Raw genomic sequence first — 21,081 nt, forward strand, 5'->3', positions numbered from 1 at the left:
ACTTTTTTTAAGCTAATTGCTCCGACAACTGTGAATGAGAGCGCCGCGATAGAATGGTTTTAAATCGTAGACTCTATTACCACAGAGTGAACGTGCATGGGTTCGTGTTAACCCCAATAAAACGCCCATTTCATCCAAAAAAACCAGGTTGTCAGGGTCAATATTTTTCACTTTTTCCCAATATTCACACCTGAGAATTTGTACTCTTTCAGTGGCAGACTGACTACTGCGTACGGTCTTTTTTTTCGCGTTAAATTTTCTTTTTGTAATTCACGACACATCATGCTAGGACTGACAGCTTCCTTGTAGTTCATCAGCCAATATTCACTTGGGTTCTGACAGCGTGCTATCCGGATATTTTTATACCATCTGGGTTAATTCAGTCCGGTGCGAGTTTAACACACTTTTCATGCTTCCAAGAAAGTTTTTTGGGTTGAACGTGACCAGTCGTTTGTTTTTGTTTTTAAATTTTTTTAACAAACGCTTTACTCACATCAAAACGTTGGGCTACTTTCCTGACTGATGTATCACCTTGTTCATAGGCTTTCACTATTTTTTTACCAAACTCGATCGAATAAGCTTTCATTTTTTCTGCTGATGTACTCAATAGAGTGTACCACATATACATGGAATCTGCTGTATCTAGAACAGACTTCACATAAGAAGCAAGACTTCTATTATAGCAAATAATCAAAATTCTCGGGTTCTCTAGAATTTTATTTGCTAATAACTTAGCTCGCGATAGCAGAATTAAAGTTTTACCTGAACCGGCTACCCCATAAATAATACGATGCCCTGTACCGATCGCTTTAACTATACATTCTTGACGATAATCTAAAGTTTTAATTATCGCATAAGTATTATTTGTAGATTAAATTTCCACTTTTTTTATCGCTATTTCCGGGTAAAGGATACCCTTAATAGTTTCTATTTGCTCCGCTGTGAGAGGTGAGAAAGAGAATTTAACAGCAAAATTTTTTGTTAATCTACTAACTAATTCTCTACGATCGACCTTGCTCAATAATTGTAATTCATCTTTATAGATGACTTGGCTAGACCGTAAATTTTCATAAATATTATTTTGCGTGGCTTGCTCTTGTGTGAGATCTGGGGGGGGTAACAAAGAGGCTTAGGATATAGACCAAATAAGGGTTGCAGCCCTCATACCTTGTTCATAAAAGCGACGTTTAGAAGGAGTTAACTTCATTAACTGTTGCATCTCCAAAGCATATTGTTCTAGATAACCAACCCACTTTTCGGCATCTACGCCAACACCAAATGTACTCCGTCTACGATATTTTTTCTTGGGTTCTTTGCGACGAGATACATATTTTTGTACCTGCTTTTTTCTCAATTCAGTGCCTTGAAATATTGCCGAACTGTAGGCAAGCGTCATCAGGAGAATCATATTAATAAGTCTGTTTCCTTTGAGGCTAGTCCCTTCAAGATCGTAGCCTCCTTTTTTGCAGTCTCGAAACATTTCTTCAATGCCCATCCGCTGCTTATAAGCATTGATTGCTGCTGGCAATGAACCTAAATCCGTGAGAATAAACCAAGCTTCTTTAACTTGATATTTCCCATAATTTCTTTGCCATTTACAAGCAAGCTCAAATCCGGTTGGAGGCCCGTGTTTTTCTCACTTTTTTTCCTTGAACATACAAAGATGTTCCTGGTACTATTCCTAATTCATCTAACCGTTGCCAAATTAAATTTTCCATTTCGATACAATGATTTTTTTTGAGTCTCAAGCAAAACGACACACCCTTTGATTTAAGCCAGTTTCCTAAATCAACAGAACAAAATTCACGGTCTCCTAAAACGATAACTTTATCTGATGAAAATAATGGTAAAATTTGCTCTAAATTTTTAGTTTGTGACTCCAAGTTACTGTTTCCTAATTTTGGCAACAGCGACCAGTATAATGGAATTGCTCTTTTTTCCCAGATTAGGCTAACCATAAAAAGATTAATGCGCCCCCATTGACTGCGGTCAATTGCGATTGATAAACGAGTACCAACACGACAATAAGTTGTCAACCAATAAGTAATTAATGGGAACCAAATTAATGAAATAGTTAAGTTTGGCAAATCCAAAAATCTTTGTAACTTACGTCGCCGAGTTTCGCTGGTAATTAGAGAGGGAAATACGCGGGAGAGCCGTTCTAATCTGATTTGTTTTTCGGATTGTATCACGGGTAACAAGATTTCAATCAGCTTAAACTGAGCTAACGTTAGTTTTTTTTCTCTCAGGAATGCGGTAGAATGTTGGTATCATTATTTTTTGGATAGGCAAGCGTATAACAATTTTGCTGCCTATCTTTTTTGAGCAGCGGATTGGCTCAATCCTTACTCCCTCTTTGTTTCAGCCTGGTTGTTACCCCCCCAGGTGTGAGATTAGACATTACGGTGCAAGTACCCACCGGAAAATTTATATTTTCTGGGTTTGTTGAATCAGTTAAAATAGAATATTCTTGGAATTGAGATAAAATTGGATCTAAATGATTGTTTAAAGCTTTAGTAGGTGAAGGTAAAATATCTAATTCTTCCGTTACTTCAGCCGTTTGAGGGGCGCGCTTACGGGTACGCCTACCTTCTCTATTTTCGAGGTTTGATTGCTAAATTTGTAGGTTTTGATTCGTTTGTTGCTGAAGCTTAATTTTAAAGTTATGGCTATCAACCTCCACTATCTGATAAAAAAAATTGCAAAGTGCTATTATAAGTAACCCAAAGTCAGGTGCAAGTATAGTAAAATATGAATAAGGCAAACTTCCTTGAATACTTGATTCATACCAGACATAAAAATCATTTGGCAAGTTATCACGCAATACTTCATATAAAGTGAATTCTCCTTGATTCATGCTTTTTGTCGTTGAATCAGGAACCATAAGAGCCATAACCTATCCTCACATACTTAGATTGAGTGCAAATTCTGATTCTTTTCAACAAAGAACCTAATGGAAAAATAAGTGTAGGGGTCTATTCCCCTACACTCATTTATAACCCTATTCTACTCCCTCAATCCGGTCTTCAACCTCCTGATAAAGTTCACGCAAGCGATCCAAATTGTTCTCCGAAGTTTCCCAATAACCCCGGCCATTCACCTCCAGCAAAGTGCTGACAATCTTGCGGAACGAATGAGGATTTAAGTTCAGCAAACGCTTCTGCATCTCCTCATCTTGGATAAACGTAGTGTTGACATCCTCATACACCCAATTATCCACAGCGCCCGCCGTCGCACTCCATCCAGTCGTATTCACCAGACGCTTAGAAATCTCCCGCACACCTTCATAGCCGTGCGACAACATCCCCTCGTACCACTTCGGATTCAGCAGCTTAGTCCGCGAATCTAAACGCACGGTTTCTGATAGCGTCCGCACCTGCGCGTTGGCTGTCGTCGTATCAGCAACAAAGGATGCCGGTTTCTTCCCATCTGCGCGCAAACTGCCGATCAATTTAGTCGGGTCGGAGTCGAAATAGTGCGACACGTCGGTTAGGGAAATCTCGGCAGAATCCAAGTTCTGGAAAGTGACTTCCGCAGTTTTTAAGGATGATTCAAAAATCTTCCGGTCTTGTTCCATTGTTCCGGGGTTGTCGGAAGAAAAGGCGAAGGATTTGCGGGTTAAGTACATTTCCTGCAACTCGGCTTCGCTTTCCCAAGTGCTGTTTTCCACCGCCAAGTTGACGTTAGATGAATAGGAACCAGAAGCATTGGAAAATACCCGGGTTGCTGCTTGTCGCAGGTTGATTCCCATTTCTTCCGCTTGCTTCAGGGCGTGTTTGCGGACGAAGTTCATTTCTAACGGTTCGTCGGCTTCCGCTGCCATTTTCACGGCTTTATCTAACAAATTCATTTGGTTGATGAACAAGTCGCGGAATACACCAGAACAGTTAATTACTACGTCGATCCGAGGGCGTCCCAACTCTTCTAAAGAAAGCAATTCGAGTTTGTTTACCCGGCCCAATGCGTCGGGAACTGGCTTCACTCCCACCATCCACATTACTTGGGCGAGGGATTCGCCGTAAGTCTTGATGTTGTCGGTTCCCCACAACACAACGGCGATCGTCTCTGGGTAATTTCCGCCGTTATCAACGCGCTGTCTTTCTAACAGCCGATCGACTACAAGCTTAGCAGACTTAACCGCCCCCGTTGTTGGGATTGACTGCGGGTCTAAAGCGTGCATATTCTTGCCAGTCGGCAAAACATCAGGGTTGCGAATCGGATCGCCACCGGGGCCAGGCAGAACATACTCGCCTTCTAACGCGCGCAACAAAGCGCCTAATTCGTTGTCGGCACAAACTTGCTGCAAGCAGAATTCCAGATACTCAAACAGCGGTTTAATCGGTTCTGGATCGATTTTTTTGTAACCGGCGGCGTACAAGGCATCAATCCAAGGTGTTTTCTTGCCCATGTTGAAGAAATTCAACTTAGAAACAAGGGAAACTCTACCCTCAGCATCGGTTTGTTCCTTCACTAAAGCGCCAACGGCATCCCGACAGGCTAAAGTGATGTTTTGCAGCAATTCGACATCACTTAAAATGCCTTTGTCGCTGTTGGTGTAAATTTCGCCGATATCGCGTCCGAGACTGTTAGCGATAATTCGCGGCAAGCTGATCAGCCCGTCTTCTTCGCGGTCTAAATTGGCTATATTCACCAAAGTTGCGATCGCCTCTTCCGCAGTCGGCGGCTTACCGATAACGTGCAAACCGCAAGGTAACAACCGCGACTCAATCTCCATCAACTTGCGGTAAACCAAGCCAACTAAATTGTCGCGTTCCTCCGGAGTCATTCCCGCAGCAACCCCTCTTTCTTGTTCGGGAGGTAGCGCAATATCTTTGTCCAAATTCACCAAACGGCATTTTTCGACGATCGCATCAACAATCGGCACACCGCGCCCAGTCTCTTTCAAAGTTTGATAAGAAGCAATTAACTCGCTGAGTTCCTGCAAACCTTTGTACAAACCAGCATTTTCAGCCGGAGGAGTCAGATAGCTGATTGTTTCAGCATAACTGCGGCGCTTGGCAATTGTTGCCTCGCTGGGATTGTTGGCAGCGTAATAATAGATATTGGGAATTTTGCCGATCAGACTGTCGGGATAACATTCCCCAGACATTCCCATCTGCTTACCGGGCATGAATTCTAGCGAACCGTGAGTGCCAAAGTGCAGCACCGCATCCGCACCCCAAATGCGCTCCAAATATGTGTAGTAAGCAGCAAAACCGTGGTGCGGGCTGGCGGAACGAGAGAATAACAACCGCATCGGATCGCCTTCGTATCCAAAAGTAGGTTGCACTCCGATAAACACATTGCCGAAATGTTTGCCGAAAATTAGCAAATTTTGTCCGTCGCTGTTCAAATGTCCCGGAGGCGGGCCCCAATTTTCTTGCAAGCGTTCCGAGTAAGGAGTGAATTCTTCGTATTCAGCTACGGACATCCGGTAAGCAATATTCAATTCCGGAGTTTGGTATTGGGCTGTTGCGTCGTGGATGACTTCTTGCATCAGTTTTTCAGCGGAATCCGGCAATTCAGGCAAGTCGTAACCGTTGCCTTTTAAGGCTTTCAATACTTGGTAAATTGAGCCGAAAACGTCTAAATAAGCGGCTGTTCCGACGTTGCCTTTGTCGGGCGGGAAACTGAAAACTGTGATCGCAACTTTTTTATCTAATTTTGGTTTGCGGCGCAGCATTGCCCATTTCATGGCGCGCTGGGAAATTGCTTCGATTCTATCTTGCAAGGCGATCGCCTTGCCAGTTGCGCCGTCTCTTCCCGACAAAATAATCGGTTCGATCGCGCCATCCAACTCGGGGATGGCAATTTGCAAAGCAACTTGAATCGGGTGCAAGCCTAAATCGCTATTTTCCCACTCTTCCGTCGTTTGGAAAACCAGTGGCAAAGCCACCATGTAAGGGCGATTTAATTTTTTCAAAGATTCGATCGCCTTCGGGTGATCTTGTCTCGCCGGGCCGCCCACCAGCGCAAAACCTGTCAGAGAAACTACTGCATCAATTATTGGCAGCGGTGCAACACCTTTCGCCCCAACTTCCAAGAAAAAAGTTTCGACGGGTTTCGAGAAGTCCAAACCGCCTGCAAAAATCGGCACCACCCGCGCCCCCATTGCCTCCAATTCCTGCACCATTGCTACATAGTGCGCGTCATCTCCCGTGACTAAGTGAGTCCGCTGCAACACCAAGCCGATGCAAGGTGCGAGGGGGTCTTTGAGGTCTGCCGAAATATCTTTGCGGGCGTTGTACCAGGTGAGGTATCCTTTGACATCCTCAAACATCGACGGTGCCAAAGGATGCCAAATTCCCATGTCCGGGTAGACAACGGGCTCTTCAAAAGTTAACTGTTCCTGTCCTTTGAAAACATATTTATGTGACAGCATCAGCAAAAAGTTTTCCAAGTTTTCTTGGGAACCGCCCAGCCAATACTGGAAACTCAGCATGAAGTTTCGCGCATCTTGGGCTTTGTCGATAGGCAAATATTTCAGCACTTTCGGCAAAGTTTGCAGCAGTTTCAGCATTCCGTCTTGGAAGGAACTCCCGGATTTTTCCTTCCGTTTTTTCATGAATTCGCCGATCGCACTTTTGCTTTGTCCCAACTGTGCCATCGAGAAACTGCCCATTTTATTTAGCCGCATCACCCCTGGCATCGACGGGAAGACGACGGCGACATCCAAGCTGTCGCGCAGCGGTTCAACTGCCGCTACCACTTTTTCTGCCAAATCTTCGATGAAAATTAGAGAAGCAATAAATACATTGGCATCTGCCACATCCCGCTTGAAGGCCTCGTAATTTTCAGGGCTGCGGAGTTCCTCGATCAGGTAGCCGCTGATTTCTATTGCCAAATTCGGATTTTTCTGGTTTATCGATCGAACCGCTGCCGACAGGGCGCTTTGATACTGCGGTTCCAGTACGACATAGACCACCTTCATGAGCGATCGCCCCTGCAAGTTTTCCGGCACAACGTGGCGAATGGTGGGCTTGACGTGAGTGAACATCCGGTTAGGCTCCTTTAAGATGCTGTTTTCGGGAATCGGGAATTTTTTTATCCCATAAGCATTTTTACCAGAAAACGCTTGCCATTAGGCGATTTGAGCCTGCACAGTACACAATTCGACAAATTTCTGGCAACTTTTCGTTACATTTTTTTATAAATTCCTTGAGCAAATACTCCATATTTTATTTACAAAAATTTACTTGACATTTTTTTTTTAGTATGTATAGGATTAATGAGTTGGATAAAAATAATTAAAAATTAATCAACGATTGAGAAAGAAATCCTGAAAAAAGTTCCAAGTTTTGTAGAACCGATCAAACTTGCGATCGAGCAATTAACAGATGGAAAGAAGGCATAATTTGTGAAGGCAGAATGTAGTCTTCGGATAATTGCTGAGTCAAAAAATTTGACATTTTACCAGGAACTTAAAACCATTTCATAACATCTGTTTTGTGTAAATTCCCGATCTGCGATCGAGTTTATGGAAAGCTAATTGCTATAAACTCTCAAACTCATCAAAACCTCAAGGGGGAAACATGGCTAACTACGCAATTTTCGACGAACAATTCTACCTCGCCTCATATCCTTGGGTCAAACCAGCCATTGACGCAGGAGTAATCTCATCTGGGAGAGAACACTTTGAAAAATTCGGGCGAGAAGGCGGTCTAACTAAAGTATCGCGTTATTTTGACGAAAATGCTTACCTTGCTGGGAATCCAGACCTCGCACCTTTCGTCCGCACAGTCAATCCAAACGCACCTTTTGCGACCGGCCTAGATCACTTTATCCAGTTCGGTTACGATGAAGGACAGCGCCGCGCCCAAGTATCACCCGAATACAACGAAAGCTTTTATTTAGCAAACAACTCTGAACTCCAACCGTTCGTTCAGAACGGAACTTTCAAATCAGGGTACCAGCATTTCGTTCAATTCGGCTCAAAAGAAGGTCGTTTTGGAACTTCATTTTTTGAACCGGAATACTTAAAAGAAAACCCCGACATCGTGCCGTTTGTCAACTCTGGAAACTTGAAAACAGGCCGGGAACACTTCTTCAATTTTGGACAATTTGAGCCTGCCCGCGACGCGACTTTTGTCGGCACCCGCAGCAACGATGTTATAACTGGTGTTGGCGTGGGCGATGTCGAACTTGTGGGAGTGGAAGTAGGTATAGATCCCCAAGGCAACCGTCAGTATGAAAGCTTTGGCACCAATGAATTCGATGTGCTGATTGGCGCCCCGGGAACTAATACATTCGTACTCGGAGTTCCTACTACAGCCGGGAATGTCACCCCGACACCGCTGTATTTGGGTAACGGTCAAGCTACGATTCGCAACTTCGACATAGAAAGCGATTTTATCCAACTGCAAGGAACTTCTTTAAGCGGTTACAACCTGATTCCGGTTGGCAACAATTTGTCAATCCAGCGTTTTGGAGATGTGCTCGGCGTGATTGAAGGAGGAGCAACCTTGGGTTTGAGCTTCCAAGAATCTAACGGTAACGGTACTTTCTTGATTGGTTAGTCATTGGTCATTGGTCATTAGTCATTAATCATTAGTTAATACTGATGATTAATGACTTTTTTATGTGGAGCAGTTAACGGATAGAAAAAAGTATAATTGCCCCAACAAAAATAAAGTTTTAGCATAATTAGTGTTCACAAAAATCAATGTTTCACTAGGAACTTAAAACCATTTCATAAAGTCTGCATTGTATAAATTGTTGATAGCCGATCGAGTGAATGGAAAGCGGATGGGTATTCACGCTCCAAATCATCAAAACCGTAGGAGGAAAATATGGCTAACTACGCAATTTTTGACGAACAATACTACCTTTCGCAATATCCGTGGCTGAAACCAGCGATTGATGCAGGAATCATCAAATCTGGAAGAGAACACTTTGAAAAATTTGGTCAAGCCGCCGGCCTCACAAAAATATCGCGGTATTTTGACGAAGATACTTACCTTCAGGGAAATCCAGACCTTAAACCCTTTGTCCGCACAGTCAACCCAAACGCGCCTTTTGCTACAGGCTTAGATCACTTTATTCAGTTCGGTTACGATGAAGAAATTCCTCGTACTCAAGTATCCCCTGAGTACAGCGAAGATTTTTATTTAGCAAATAATTCAGAGTTGCTACCGTTTGTAGGCCCCAATGCACCGTTCAAATCGGGATACCAGCATTTCATTCAATTCGGCGTCAAAGAAGGTCGGTTTGGGACTTCTTTCTTTGAACCCGAATATTTAAAGAAAAACCCTGACATTGTACCGTTTGTCAACTCTGGAGCCTTGAGAACTGGTCGGGAACACTACTTCAATTTTGGGAAAAATGAGCCAAGCCGCTCTGCTACTTTTGTCGGCAGCCGCAACAACGATGTTCTCACAGGCATTGGCGTGGGAAATACCGAACTGATTGGAGTGGAAATAGGTATCGATCCCCAAGGCAATCGGCAATTTGAAAGTTCTGGACTCAATGAGTTTGATGTCCTGATTGGTGGCCCGGGAGTTGATATATTCGTACTCGGCAGTCCTCCTACTACTGGCGGGAATTTCAGCTCGTTCCCGCTCTATTTGGGTAACGGTCAAGCTACTATTCGGAACTTCAACGCAGAGGATGATTTGATTCAGCTTCAAGGAACTTCTTTAACCAGCTACGACTTGATTCCCATTGGCAACAATTTATCAATCGAGGCTTTTAAATTTGTGCTAGGCGTGATTGAAGGAGGAGCAAGTTTGAATTTGACCTTCCAACAATCTAACGGTAACGGAACTTTCTTGATTGGTTAGTCATTAGTGAAACAATTCTGGATTTGCGATTTGGGATTTGGCATCGTCCCCGTCAGTATAGTTATTAGTCATTTGTAATTAGCGAATGGTGATGATTGATAAGTTTTTATTTGTTTTGGATGATTGTGCTATGAAAAAGTACGATCGCACTTTACGTTTTTAAAGGAGTAACGATGAATTACGATATCTTCGACGAACAATACTACCTTTCGCAATATCCTTGGGTCAAACCAGCTATTGATGCAGGAATCATCAAATCTGGAAGAGAACACTTTGAAAAATTCGGTCAAGCCGCCGGCCTCACAAAAATATCGCGCTATTTTGACGAAGATACATATCTAGCTCAAAATCAAGATATTGCACCCTTTGTTCGCACCGCCAACAACCAAAACCGACCCTTTGCTTCAGGTTTAGACCACTTTATCCAGTTTGGTTACGAAGAAGGCCGCACGCGAGTATCGCCTGACTACGACGAAGTTTTTTATTTAAAGCGCCACCCGGAAATAACTCCCTTCGTGCAGAACGGAATTTTTAAATCCGGCTTTCAACACTTTATCCAATTTGGAAAAACAGAAGGTAGGTACGGGACAAGTTTCTTGGAACCGCGTTACTTGGGAGATAACCCAGATGTGGCGGCAGTTGTGGAGGCTGGAAGTTTAAAAACTGGTCGAGAACACTATCTAAAATTTGGGCAATTTGAGTCAAATCGATACGGATTTTTTACAGGAACCAACGGTAATGATATCGTCACGGGATTTACAGCGGGAAAAAATCAAATTATCGGAATGCAAGTAGCTTTCGCCGGCCCAAATCCACCTTTTGGCATTAATAAGAATAAGTATGACGCTTTGAAATTGGATGACATCACGAGAGAGCCTTTCCTGACTACTACTGAATTCGATACATTGATTGGCACTTCTGGCATTGATTACTTCGTTATCGGAGATGCTGTTCCCAACAACCGACGTAGTTTGCTCAGCCGGGTAGATTTCTATACGGGCAGTGGGGAGGCCAGGATTGTCAATTTTGAAAAAGGAAAAGATTTTATTCAGTTGGTGGAAAACGTTAATGAACTGAGTATATTTCCATCAGGGGCGGACTTATTAATTCAAAAATCTGGAGATACACTTGCCAGAATTCAGGGCGGCTCAAATCTAACTCTGCAACCGATTGAGATGATAAATCCATTTAGTCCTCCAGTCAGTCTCACTTTTTTCGGCTAGAAAGTATAGAGCTTAAGTGAGATTTGACACTTGGAAAAAATCACCCGATCGGGTATTGTGTTAGTTCTTGATGATTGATAAATTGCATAAACATCTCATTGAAGCCCCAGTAGGAAAACATGGCTAGTTACGCAATTTTTGACGAAAAATACTACCTCGATCAATATCCTTGGGTCAAACCAGCCATTGATGCAGGAGTCATCAAATCGGGACTAGAACACTTTCAAAAATTCGGTGAAGCAGGCGGCTTAACCAAAGTATCGCGGTATTTTGACGAAGCTACTTACCTCGCTGGCAACCCAGACATCGCTGCCTTAGTCCGCACCCCCAACAACCCAAACGCCCCTTTTGCAACCGGGCTAGACCACTTTATTCAATACGGTTACGAAGAAGGTCGCACTCGCGTATCGCCTGAGTATGACGAAGCGTTTTATGTAGCAAATAACCGACAGTTGCAGCCGTTTATTCAGAATGGAACTTTTAAAAATGGCTACCAGCATTTCATTCAATTCGGCCTCAAAGACGGTCAGTTTGGGACTTCATTTTTTGAAACAGAATACTTACAAAAAAATCCCGATGTTCGGCCGTTTGTCGAATCGGGAGCCTTGAAAACAGGTCGGGAACACTACTTCAATTTTGGCAAAAGCGATCCAAGCCGCTCTGCGACTTTTGTCGGAACTCCTGGGAATGACATCATTACCGGTCCTGGGGTGGGGAATAGCGAATTAATTGGAGTTGAAGTAGGTTTACGTGCAGGTAATGGCTTTGGCGAAGGCCGAGTGTATGAAGGTGACGGCAGCAATGAATTCGATACTCTCATTGGCGGTAGCGGCCGCGATATATTCGTACTCGGAGACCTTATAGAAGGCGGTAAAAGTTCTGCGCCCGGAACCGAAAAATTCTATATTGGGCCGGGTTTTGCGACAATTCGGAACTTTACAAAAGGTCAGGATAGCATCGTGCTAGGAGATGCGTTTTTACCTTTCTCAGATCAATACTTGATATTGCCCATCAACAACAATCGAGATTTAGCTATCCAATACAAAACTTCACTTCTCGCTGTTCCCGGAACGGCTCCGTTTGACACTATCGCTGTTATTGAAGGTGGCGGAAATCTCAAGTTGAATGTATTACCAGAATCTAGAGTTAGTAGATTTTCACTTGGGTAGAAATCTAGAAGCTATTGGGGATTTGGCTTGGGCTGCTGTCGGTGCGATCGCACATTTGCAAAAAGGGCGATCGCACTTTTGTGTTTCCCATAAAAATAGTAAAAGAGGCTTAACAATAATTAACTTGACAGAGTGAGTTAGTAGAGTTAGTTATAGTGGGTCAAGTTTAACCGACAAGTAAGCAGACTAAGCTTGGAGCAATAATTATGACAAATTATGACATTTTTGACGAACAATACTACCTTGCTCAATATCCTTGGGTCAAACCCGCCATGGATGCAGGAGTCATCAAATCGGGATTAGAACACTTTGAAAAATTCGGTCAAGCCGGCGGATTAACCAAAGTATCCCGGTATTTTGACGAAGCTACTTACCTCGCTGGCAACCCAGACATCGCTGCCTTAGTCCGCACCCCCAACAATCCAAACGCCCCTTTTGCAACCGGACTAGACCACTTTATCCAATACGGTTACGAAGAAGGTCGCACGCGCGTATCGCCTGAGTATGACGAAGCGTTTTATCTGGCAAATAACCGACAGTTGCAGCCGTTTATTCAGAATGGAACTTTTAAAAATGGCTACCGGCACTTCATTCAATTCGGCATCAAGGACGGTCAGTTTGGGACTTCATTTTTTGAAACAGAATACTTACAAAAAAATCCCGATGTTCGGCCGTTTGTCGAATCGGGAGCCTTGAAAACCGGTCGGGAACACTACTTCAATTTTGGGAAAAACGAGCCCAGCCGGTCTGCGACTTTTGTCGGAAGTTCTGGGAATGACATCCTCACCGGTTCCGGGGTGGGGAAAGTTGAATTAATTGCAGTTGAAGTAGGTTTAGGTACAGGTAATGGCTTTGGAAGCGGTCGAGAGTATGAAAGTGACGGTAGCAATGAATTCGATATTCTCATTGGCGGTAGCGGCCGCGATACATTTGCGCTTGGTGAGGAGAACATAACCAGTAGGGGGACGCCACTAGGATCGACACAGTTTTATATCGGGCCGGGTTTTGCTACAATTCGGAACTTTACTCAAGGTCAGGATACTATTCAGCTAGCAGGAGCTATCGCACAATCAGAGTCTTACTTAGATATATTCTCGGTGTTCCCCATTAACAATGGTCGAGATTTAGCTATCCAAACGAAGGGCTTTAGTAACCCTAGAAATGGAGTGCCATCAATCAGTAACTTTGACACGATCGCTGTTATTGAGGGCGGCGGAAATCTGACCTTGAATCAATTATCATTATTTGGAACTTATACATTTTCAATTGGATAGAAATCTCGAAGATATTCAGGATTTGCCCGATCGCTGCTGAAAGTACGATAATTAATTGTACCCTCCAGAAACCGGGTTTCTCGAATAAACCCGGTTTCTAAGTCTTTAATGGCGATCGCGCGCTAGCTTCAAAACCTCAACCGCATCTTTGTGACCCTCAGAAGACGCCCAAATTAACGCAGTCCAAGTATTATTATCCTTAGCTTTGATATCAGCTCCTTTATCGATTAAAAATTCCACAACTTGAGTGCGCCCGCTACCTGCAGCACTCATCAAAGCCGTCAAACCAAAATTAGTTTTAGCATTCACATCCGCCCCCGCCTCCAGCAAAAGCTGTACAATCTCGCTATGTCCCGCAGCAGTGGCACTCATTAACGGCGTCCACCCGTCATTATCCTGACTGTTGACATCCGCACCTGCCGCCAGCAATTTTTTGACGATCGCCGAATTGCCAGCCTCAGCCGCAGCCGTCAAAGCCGTCTCACCTTGCTCATCTTTGGCATTGATCTCTGCACGCTGTTCGATCGCACTTTCTACAGCCGCAACATCACCCGTCTTGACGGCATTAATTAAATCTGTCATAAAATCTCCCTTGCATCCTCTCAAATATTAAATCCTATGGCAGTAGATATTTTAATCCTCTCCAACGGCCCCGGAGAATTGGCAACTTGGGTGCGTCCCGCCGTGCAAGCTTTGCGCGAGCAATTGGCAAACGCGGGCACTCAAGCGCGAATCTCTGTGGTGCTGTCCCCCTGTCCGCACGCCACCGGGAAAGAAGCACAAATCGCATCTTCCTACCCAGAAGTGGACAGAGTGCAGGCGCCGGAGCATTTTTTTCCATTCTTATTATCGGGCAAAACTGCGGAAAATTGGGATTGGTATGAAACAGGAGTTGTTTTGTTTTTAGGCGGCGATCAATTTTTTACAGTTGTGATTGGCAAAAGGCTAAAATATCGCACTGTTATTTATGCTGAATGGGACGCGCGGTGGTATCGCTGGATTGATAAATTTGCGGCGATGAAATCTGAAGTTTTTGCTAAAATTCCCCAAAAATATGCTAATAAATTTACAGTTGTCGGAGATTTGATTTCCGAAGTAGGGAATGGGAAATCGGGCAGGGCGGGCACGGGGGAACCGCCCCTACGGAAAATAGAATTAATTGGATTGTTGCCCGGTTCTAAAGCGGCCAAATTAGCTTTAGGTGTACCGTTATGTTTGTCGATCGCCCAATCCATCCACCGCATCCGCCCTGAAACTCGCTTTGTAATTCCCGTTGCTCCTACCTTAGATCTGCAAACTCTAGCACGTTTTGCCGACCCTGAACAAAATCCTTGCCTGCATTTATTTGAGAACGCTAGCGCCGAACTTCAGTTAACAGAACCGCCGTTTTTGCAGACAGCAAATAACTTGCAAGTAGAACTTTGGACGCAGACGCCCGCCTACGATTTGCTATCAGAATGCAGTCTTTGTTTAACTACTGTGGGAGCGAATACTGCCGAATTGGGTTCGTTAGCTGTACCGATGATTGTTTTGATTCCGACGCAGCAATTGGATGCGATGAAAGCTTGGGACGGATTGCCGGGATTGCTGGCAAATTTGCCGTTAGTCGGTTCAGTTTTTGCGACGGGAATTAATTGGCTAATCTGGCAATTGGGAAAGGGAAAGCTTTATGCTTGGCCGAATATTTGGGCACAGGAAAAGATTGTGCCGGAGTTAATTGGGAAGCTGGAACCGGAAGTAATTGCTCAATTGGCGATCGACTATTTGAGCCATCCTGATAAATTAGCACAGATGGGCGATCGTTTGCGTGCGGTTCGAGGAGAATCGGGGGCGGCGAAAAAAATTGCTGAATTGGTGTGTGAAGAAATTGAGGTGCAATCTGATTCTCAGAAGAATTAGATTTTTTTATTTCTAACCGCAGATGTAGGCGCTTCGCCTTCGGGAAGGGTACGCGGATGAACGCAGATTTAATACAGATTAATTGGTGAAAACAGGCGAAAGAAAATAAATTTTCTCTAGCCTGTTTATTATCCAAAAACTGGATTTTGCCTCAAGTTAAGGTCGATCGTGCTTAGCAATGACCCAAACAGCGTGAATGATCCCGGGAATAAAGCCCAAAAACGTGAGAACCAGGTTGATCCAAAAATCAGTACCGATGCCAACAGTCAAAAATACGCCCAACGGGGGAAGAAAAATGGCAGCGACTATGCGAATTAAATTGTCCATCTCAGTTACTCCAAACTACTTTTCTCTTCCAATTTAACTTCACTGACCGACAGAGCCTTTCCCGAAAAACTTAGGTGGTGCTGCGATAGTGTAAACTTCGGTTTCAGCGGCGATTACCTGCCGTAAGTGACCGGGAACTTGCATCAACCCCAACATTGTAATCCCGTCGAACATCCGCAACCCGCCAGTTGTTTTCTCGGCGAGTAATTTGTCAGTCTCTTCAGGTTCTGGCCGGGTATTTATTTCTTGAGTAGAAGCTACCGCAAAACCCCAAGGAGCTCCGTAAGTAGAAATAAAGCTGGTGCAGGATTGAACGTTGGGGAAAACCGATTTCAGGGTATTGACAATGCGAGCGTGCATTTTCATTTCGGCAGGAGAAACTGGCCCCGCTTGCACTACGAAATACCCGTCAGGCGACATTACGCTGCGAACTTTCTCAAAATATTCCTTGGTAAACAACTGGAAAGATGGGCCTTCTTCAATGGGGTCGGACAAGTCAGAAATGACAATATCCCAATCTTTGTCTGTGTTGTCTAAATAGTCCAAAGCATCGCCGATTACTACTTCGCAGCGGGGGTCGTCAAAGGCGTTTTGGTGCATTTCTGGGAGGTGTTCGCGGCAAGCTTCTACTACTTCGCCGTCAATATCGATCATCACGACTTTTTCAACTGTTTTCCAGCGCAGCACTTCTCTAATTGTAGCTCCTTCTCCGCCACCGAGAACTAGCACTTTTTTGGGGGAACCGTGACTAATCATGGCTGGGTGTACCAGGGGTTCGTGGTACAGAAACTCGTCGCCTGTACAAGATTGCCATTTGCCGTCCAGAACTAAGCCTTTGCCGTAGGTACCGGTCTGAACTACGTACATTTCTTGATAGGCTGTTTTCTTGTAAGCGAGCACGCCGATGATGCCGTGAACGTAAATATCCCAAGGGGTAATGTACTCGCTCATCCAAAAGTCTGCACGAACTTCGCTACCTGACATCAATTACTCTCCAAATATAAACTGCTGTGTGGATGTTGTCACAAGTAGTAGTTCTTAGCACAAAATGGTGCGGCTGTGTGAGTACGATCGACACATGGGATTCAGATTTCTCAGCAATGGTATAGTGGGATGGCGTTCTGGGAGAGCGCTATTGGCTTGGTACTTGAGATTGCTTGCCCGATCGCGCGCCCAGTCGATCGTACTTTTTCAGTCGCCCCCGGTCGATCGCAGTCACATTTAATATTTTCCCCAGCGAAGCCGGCGAGTTTTGTAGAAATGTTGTCCGAATCGGGCAAATTTTCGCGTTCAGCCCGCCTTTATAAGTTTGCGATCGGCCTGCTTATTTATCAATAATCGGATGAAAACCCGCAAATCCGAGTGCGGAGAAGAAAAGTTGCGATCGGTCTTAACCAGATTTATTATTAATAACTTGACATTGTGAATATATCTTAGATAAGATTTTTAGATCGAGCCAAATAAAAGAAGTGTTAAAATTTTCGGACAAATTTGCCGAGGTGATGGGCGTTGAGATTCTAACTAGGTAAAGGGTGCAATTAGATTTATTTATAAAACTGTTATGACACTATTTTTTTTAGGTTCAAAATAATAGCCGATGGAACCAACAGACTGGGAAAACAGAATCAAAGAGCTGGAAAAGGAAAATCGAATCCTGCGGGAAAAACTCGAAACTTCGGAAACCGAACGCAGCCAATTAGAAACCATTAATCAAAAAAAAGAATCTTTGCTAAAAATAGTCACTGAGGAATTTAGAGATTCCGAAAATATTTTAAAAGCAAAAATGTCTACACTACAAAAAGCTCTGGAAAACCAGCAAACAATGCAGATCAAATTGATCGAAGCCGAAAAAATGTCTGCCTTGGGAGTTTTGGTAGCTGGTATCGCCCACGAAATAAACAATCCCGTCAACTTCATTTACGGCAATATTACCTATGTCAATGACTACGCTGGCGACATTTTAAAATTGCTCGCAATGTACCAGGATCGGTATCCTGAAACAGATGCAGAGATTGAAGATTTTCTTGAAGAAATTGACCTCAACTTTCTGCGCGAAGATTTGTTAAAAACTCTTTCGTCAATGAAAGTTGGCTCCGAGCGCATCCGCGAAATTGTGCTGACTTTACGCAACTTTGCGCGGGTAGATGAAGCTGAAAAGAAACCAGTTAACATTCACGAAGGAATTGACAGCACCTTGTTAATTTTGCAGCACTTAACTAAAGAGAACCCAGGGAACCCAGCTATAAAAATTGTTAAAAACTATGGAGATTTACCGAAAATAGAATGTTATCCGGGGCAATTAAATCAGGTATTTATGAATATCATTAATAATGCTGTTGATGCCCTGCGGGAGCGAGACAAAAAGCGTTCCCTAGGCGAGATAAAAGCCAAGCCAAGCCATATTGTAATTACTACTTCTCTTGTTTCCGAAAAATGGGCTAAAATTAGCATCAAAGATAATGGTTTGGGAATGAATGAAGCTGTAAGAATGAAAATTTTTGATCCGTTTTTTACCACCAAACCAGTCGGTCAAGGGACGGGTTTGGGACTGTCAATTAGCTATCAAATTGTTGTAGATAAACACGGTGGGAGGTTGGAGTGCATATCCGCAATTGGAGAAGGGACTGAATTGGCGATCGAAATTCCGATCGCCAATTCCCGCAGCTAAGATCGATCGATCGAGCTAAACTGAGGGATAATGAAAACTCCCTTTGACCGCGGCTCCTCCTAGTTTGATGTGCAACCCTATGTCTACTGTCACTTTTGGTTTGTCAACCCCTGTAGCGGCAGAGCCCGGGGCATCCTACGGCAGCAGCGAACCGCCACAGCGCCCCACCGTGCAAGCAGAGTGGATCGAGGTATTGGTGGACTCTCCTTTCAGGGTTGCGGGGGACTCCCCAGGGGAGGAAAACAAGTTATTTACCTATGGTTTACCTGCGGAACTTACCGTGCAACCAGGGGATATTTTGAGTGTACCCTTTGGCAGTCAACAGGTAGGGGCGATCGCGATTCGGTTCATTTCTCAACTGCCGCCAGACTTAGATCCCACAAGGGTTAAAGATGTCGAAGATGTTGTCAGTACGGGATTTTTCCCACCGACTTACTGGGAATTGCTCGATCGCACTGCCACCTATTATTGCACACCATTAATTCAAGTAATTAGAGCCTCGCTGCCGCCCGGTTTGTTAAGCCGTTCCGTGCGCCGAATTCGCTTAATTAAGGATGCTATTTCTCCGAATGCCGAAACATTTCTCAATCCCGCCGCTAGTCAAATTTTACAATTGCTGCAAGCTCAAAAAAACGGCGATTACACTTGGCAATACCTCCAGCGCCAAGTTAAGGGAAGTTATCGGGGATTGAAAGATTTATTGAAACGCGGTTGGGTAGAAAGTTATTTAGAACCTCCCAATCCTCCCAAACCACAACTCAAACCGGCAGTGACATTAATTGCTAGTGCATTTGTCACAGATTTAACTAAGCGGCAACAAGAAGTATTGGAAGTTTTGCGGCGCGGCGGCGGTGAAATGTGGATGAACGATTTGCTGAGAATTTGCAGCGCAAGTTCTTCTGTTGTCAAAAATTTAGAACAAAAAGGTAGCGTTGTAATTGACCAAAGGGAAGTGCTCAGAGGCGATCGCGGAATTTCTCAATTGCCCGATGCACCCAAAACTTTAACTCATTTTCAAGCTGAAGCTTTAGCGTTTATTAACTCTTTTTCGGGATTCCGCCAAGTGCTGCTGCACGGTGTTACAGGTTCCGGGAAAACCGAAGTGTATTTGCAGGCGATCGCCCCAATCTTAGCCAGCGGCAAATCCGCCCTGGTACTCGTTCCCGAAATCGGTTTGACACCGCAACTTACAGACAGATTCCGCGCCCGTTTTGGCGAGCAAATTTGCGTGTACCACAGTGCCCTATCCGACGGCGAACGTTACGATACATGGCGTCAGATGCTGACTGGAACCCCGCAAATTGTCATCGGCACGCGATCGGCCATTTTCGCGCCATTACCTCACCTCGGCTTAATTATCCTCGATGAAGAACACGACAGCAGCTTCAAACAAGACCAACCAGCCCCCTGCTACCACGCCCGCACCGTTGCCAAATGGCGCGCCGAATTAGAAAATTGTCCTTTAATTTTAGGTTCCGCAACCCCAGCTTTAGAGACTTTGGTGGGGACGCGAAGAGATTATTACTCGTTACCAAATATCCATTATTTATCCTTGCCCGAGCGCATTTATTCCCGCCCCATGCCGCCTGTGGAAATAGTCGATATGCGCCAAGAATTGCGGCAAGGAAACCGCTCAATTTTTAGTGCTTCCCTGCAAAACGCGCTGGAACAATTGCAAGCAAGACAACAGCAAGGTATCCTGTTTATTCACAGAAGAGGACACAGTACCTTTGTGTCTTGTCGGAGTTGCGGCTATGTGATGGAATGCCAGAACTGCGATGTTTCTCTGTCTTATCACCACGTCGGCGAAGGAACCGCAGAAATATTGCGCTGTCACTACTGCAACCACACGGAACGACACCCCCAAAACTGCCCAGAATGCAGTTCTCCTTACTTCAAAAACTTTGGTAGCGGCACTCAGCGAGTCGAACAGGAATTAACGAGATTGTTTCCAGAATTGCGGGCAATTCGGTTTGACAGCGATACGACTAGAAATAAGGGCGACCACCGCAGATTGTTAACGCAATTTGCTAACGGGGAAGCTGACATTTTGTTGGGTACGCAAATGCTGACGAAAGGGTTAGATTTAGCTGGAGTCACATTGGTGGGAGTTGTGTCTGCTGATGGGTTGTTGAACTTATCAGATTATCGGGCAAGCGAACGAGCTTTTCAAACATTAACTCAAGTCGCGGGACGTGCGGGCAGAGGCGACGATCCGGGGCGGGTAATTATTCAAACTTACACTCCCGAACACCGGGTTATTGAAGCAGTTAGGCGGCACGAATATGCGGGTTTTGTGGAAACAGAATTAGCAGAAAGAGCGGCGCTGAATTATCCACCTTCGGGGCGGCTGGTTTTGTTGCGGTTGAGCAGTGTAGATGCGGCGGAAGTTGCGGTGACGGCGGTACAATTGGCGTCTGTTTGTCAGGAGTATATTGAGCGATTGTCTGTACCGGGGTGTGAGTTGTTGGGGCCTGCACCTGCGGCGATTATGCGGGTGGCAAATCGTTATCGGTGGCAGATTTTGCTGAAGTTGCCTTTGGATGAGTCGGTGGATTTGTCGGATTTGATCGGATTGCGCGATCGCACGCCGCGTTCTGTTAGTTTAACTATTGATGTCGATCCGTTGAATTTTGGTTGAGGGTTATTGGTTGGGTGGGGGCGGGTTTATATAGATGGTTTGTCAGCATCAAATATTGTTGGTAAAACCCGCCCCTACAGGCTATCCTCGGGGCGGGTTTC

Annotated in this window: 18 protein-coding genes; 10 read left to right on the forward strand and 8 right to left on the reverse strand. The window is 44.6% G+C overall.

Translation table 11 applies throughout. The annotated features are described in order from the left end of the window. Window positions 1-463: 463 nt before the first annotated feature. The 5 genes from E5S67_RS34370 to E5S67_RS06510 form a co-directional block, all read right to left on the reverse strand. Complete coding sequence (locus E5S67_RS34370) at window positions 464-850, reverse strand: UvrD-helicase domain-containing protein (RefSeq protein ID WP_339382773.1); 387 nt, start codon at window positions 848-850, stop codon at window positions 464-466. Between the two features lie 279 nt (window positions 851-1,129). After that, window positions 1,130-1,528, reverse strand: coding sequence for a hypothetical protein (locus E5S67_RS33145; RefSeq protein WP_246276647.1), 399 nt, complete (start codon window positions 1,526-1,528; stop codon window positions 1,130-1,132). 79 nt (window positions 1,529-1,607) lie between these two features. Beyond that, window positions 1,608-2,192 carry a transposase gene (locus tag E5S67_RS33150; RefSeq protein WP_246276648.1) on the reverse strand — a complete coding sequence of 195 codons (585 nt, stop codon included), beginning with the start codon at window positions 2,190-2,192 and terminating at the stop codon, window positions 1,608-1,610. A 422-nt stretch (window positions 2,193-2,614) separates the two neighbouring features. Then, a complete protein-coding gene (locus E5S67_RS06505; RefSeq protein WP_172186256.1) occupies window positions 2,615-2,893 on the reverse strand; it encodes a hypothetical protein in 279 nt (92 codons plus the stop codon). A 108-nt stretch (window positions 2,894-3,001) separates the two neighbouring features. After that, window positions 3,002-6,997: a magnesium chelatase subunit H gene (locus tag E5S67_RS06510; RefSeq protein ID WP_172186257.1), complete on the reverse strand. Its 3,996-nt coding sequence runs from the start codon at window positions 6,995-6,997 to the stop codon at window positions 3,002-3,004. A 535-nt stretch (window positions 6,998-7,532) separates the two neighbouring features. Between E5S67_RS06510 and E5S67_RS06515 the strand changes: the two genes are divergently transcribed. The 6 genes from E5S67_RS06515 to E5S67_RS06540 all read left to right on the forward strand — a co-directional run bounded on the left by E5S67_RS06515 (window position 7,533) and on the right by E5S67_RS06540 (window position 13,445). After that, window positions 7,533-8,516 carry a calcium-binding protein gene (locus tag E5S67_RS06515; protein ID WP_172186258.1) on the forward strand — a complete coding sequence of 328 codons (984 nt, stop codon included), beginning with the start codon at window positions 7,533-7,535 and terminating at the stop codon, window positions 8,514-8,516. A 273-nt stretch (window positions 8,517-8,789) separates the two neighbouring features. Continuing rightward, window positions 8,790-9,779 carry a calcium-binding protein gene (locus E5S67_RS06520; RefSeq protein ID WP_172186259.1) on the forward strand — a complete coding sequence of 330 codons (990 nt, stop codon included), beginning with the start codon at window positions 8,790-8,792 and terminating at the stop codon, window positions 9,777-9,779. 173 nt (window positions 9,780-9,952) lie between these two features. Further along, on the forward strand, window positions 9,953-11,002 hold the full coding sequence (locus tag E5S67_RS06525; RefSeq protein ID WP_172186260.1) for a calcium-binding protein: 1,050 nt from the start codon (window positions 9,953-9,955) through the stop codon (window positions 11,000-11,002). A gap of 119 nt (window positions 11,003-11,121) precedes the next feature. Then, the gene (locus tag E5S67_RS06530; RefSeq protein ID WP_172186261.1) at window positions 11,122-12,171 is read left to right on the forward strand and encodes a calcium-binding protein; all 1,050 of its coding nucleotides are present in this window, start codon (window positions 11,122-11,124) and stop codon (window positions 12,169-12,171) included. Continuing rightward, window positions 12,164-12,307 (forward strand): hypothetical protein, encoded by a 144-nt coding sequence (locus E5S67_RS06535; RefSeq protein ID WP_172186262.1) that lies wholly within the window; start codon window positions 12,164-12,166, stop codon window positions 12,305-12,307. Before E5S67_RS06530 ends, E5S67_RS06535 begins: the two co-directional genes overlap by 8 nt. A gap of 70 nt (window positions 12,308-12,377) precedes the next feature. Then, window positions 12,378-13,445: a calcium-binding protein gene (locus E5S67_RS06540; protein ID WP_172186263.1), complete on the forward strand. Its 1,068-nt coding sequence runs from the start codon at window positions 12,378-12,380 to the stop codon at window positions 13,443-13,445. Window positions 13,446-13,550: 105 nt separating this feature from the next. Here the strand turns inward: E5S67_RS06540 and E5S67_RS06545 are convergent, their stop codons facing one another. Further along, window positions 13,551-14,027, reverse strand: coding sequence for an ankyrin repeat domain-containing protein (locus tag E5S67_RS06545; RefSeq protein ID WP_172186264.1), 477 nt, complete (start codon window positions 14,025-14,027; stop codon window positions 13,551-13,553). A gap of 36 nt (window positions 14,028-14,063) precedes the next feature. Between E5S67_RS06545 and E5S67_RS06550 the strand changes: the two genes are divergently transcribed. Next, complete coding sequence (locus E5S67_RS06550; RefSeq protein ID WP_172186265.1) at window positions 14,064-15,344, forward strand: glycosyltransferase family protein; 1,281 nt, start codon at window positions 14,064-14,066, stop codon at window positions 15,342-15,344. Between the two features lie 156 nt (window positions 15,345-15,500). On the opposite strand, the gene E5S67_RS06555 is transcribed toward E5S67_RS06550, so the two are convergent. Both E5S67_RS06555 and E5S67_RS06560 read right to left on the reverse strand, forming a co-directional pair. Then, the gene (locus tag E5S67_RS06555; RefSeq protein WP_172186266.1) at window positions 15,501-15,671 is read right to left on the reverse strand and encodes a YqaE/Pmp3 family membrane protein; all 171 of its coding nucleotides are present in this window, start codon (window positions 15,669-15,671) and stop codon (window positions 15,501-15,503) included. Window positions 15,672-15,710: 39 nt separating this feature from the next. After that, window positions 15,711-16,655 (reverse strand): fused MFS/spermidine synthase, encoded by a 945-nt coding sequence (locus tag E5S67_RS06560; RefSeq protein WP_172186267.1) that lies wholly within the window; start codon window positions 16,653-16,655, stop codon window positions 15,711-15,713. 129 nt (window positions 16,656-16,784) lie between these two features. Between E5S67_RS06560 and E5S67_RS06565 the strand changes: the two genes are divergently transcribed. The 3 genes from E5S67_RS06565 to priA all read left to right on the forward strand — a co-directional run bounded on the left by E5S67_RS06565 (window position 16,785) and on the right by priA (window position 20,980). Continuing rightward, a complete protein-coding gene (locus E5S67_RS06565) occupies window positions 16,785-17,009 on the forward strand; it encodes a hypothetical protein (RefSeq protein WP_172186268.1) in 225 nt (74 codons plus the stop codon). Between the two features lie 259 nt (window positions 17,010-17,268). After that, the gene (locus tag E5S67_RS06570; protein ID WP_172186269.1) at window positions 17,269-18,339 is read left to right on the forward strand and encodes a sensor histidine kinase; all 1,071 of its coding nucleotides are present in this window, start codon (window positions 17,269-17,271) and stop codon (window positions 18,337-18,339) included. Between the two features lie 79 nt (window positions 18,340-18,418). Continuing rightward, window positions 18,419-20,980, forward strand: coding sequence for a primosomal protein N' (gene priA / locus E5S67_RS06575; RefSeq protein ID WP_172186270.1), 2,562 nt, complete (start codon window positions 18,419-18,421; stop codon window positions 20,978-20,980). Window positions 20,981-21,081: the final 101 nt, after the last annotated feature.

It is taken from the genome of Microcoleus asticus IPMA8, assembly GCF_013179805.1.
In the GTDB taxonomy this organism is placed as follows: domain Bacteria; phylum Cyanobacteriota; class Cyanobacteriia; order Cyanobacteriales; family Microcoleaceae; genus Microcoleus; species Microcoleus asticus.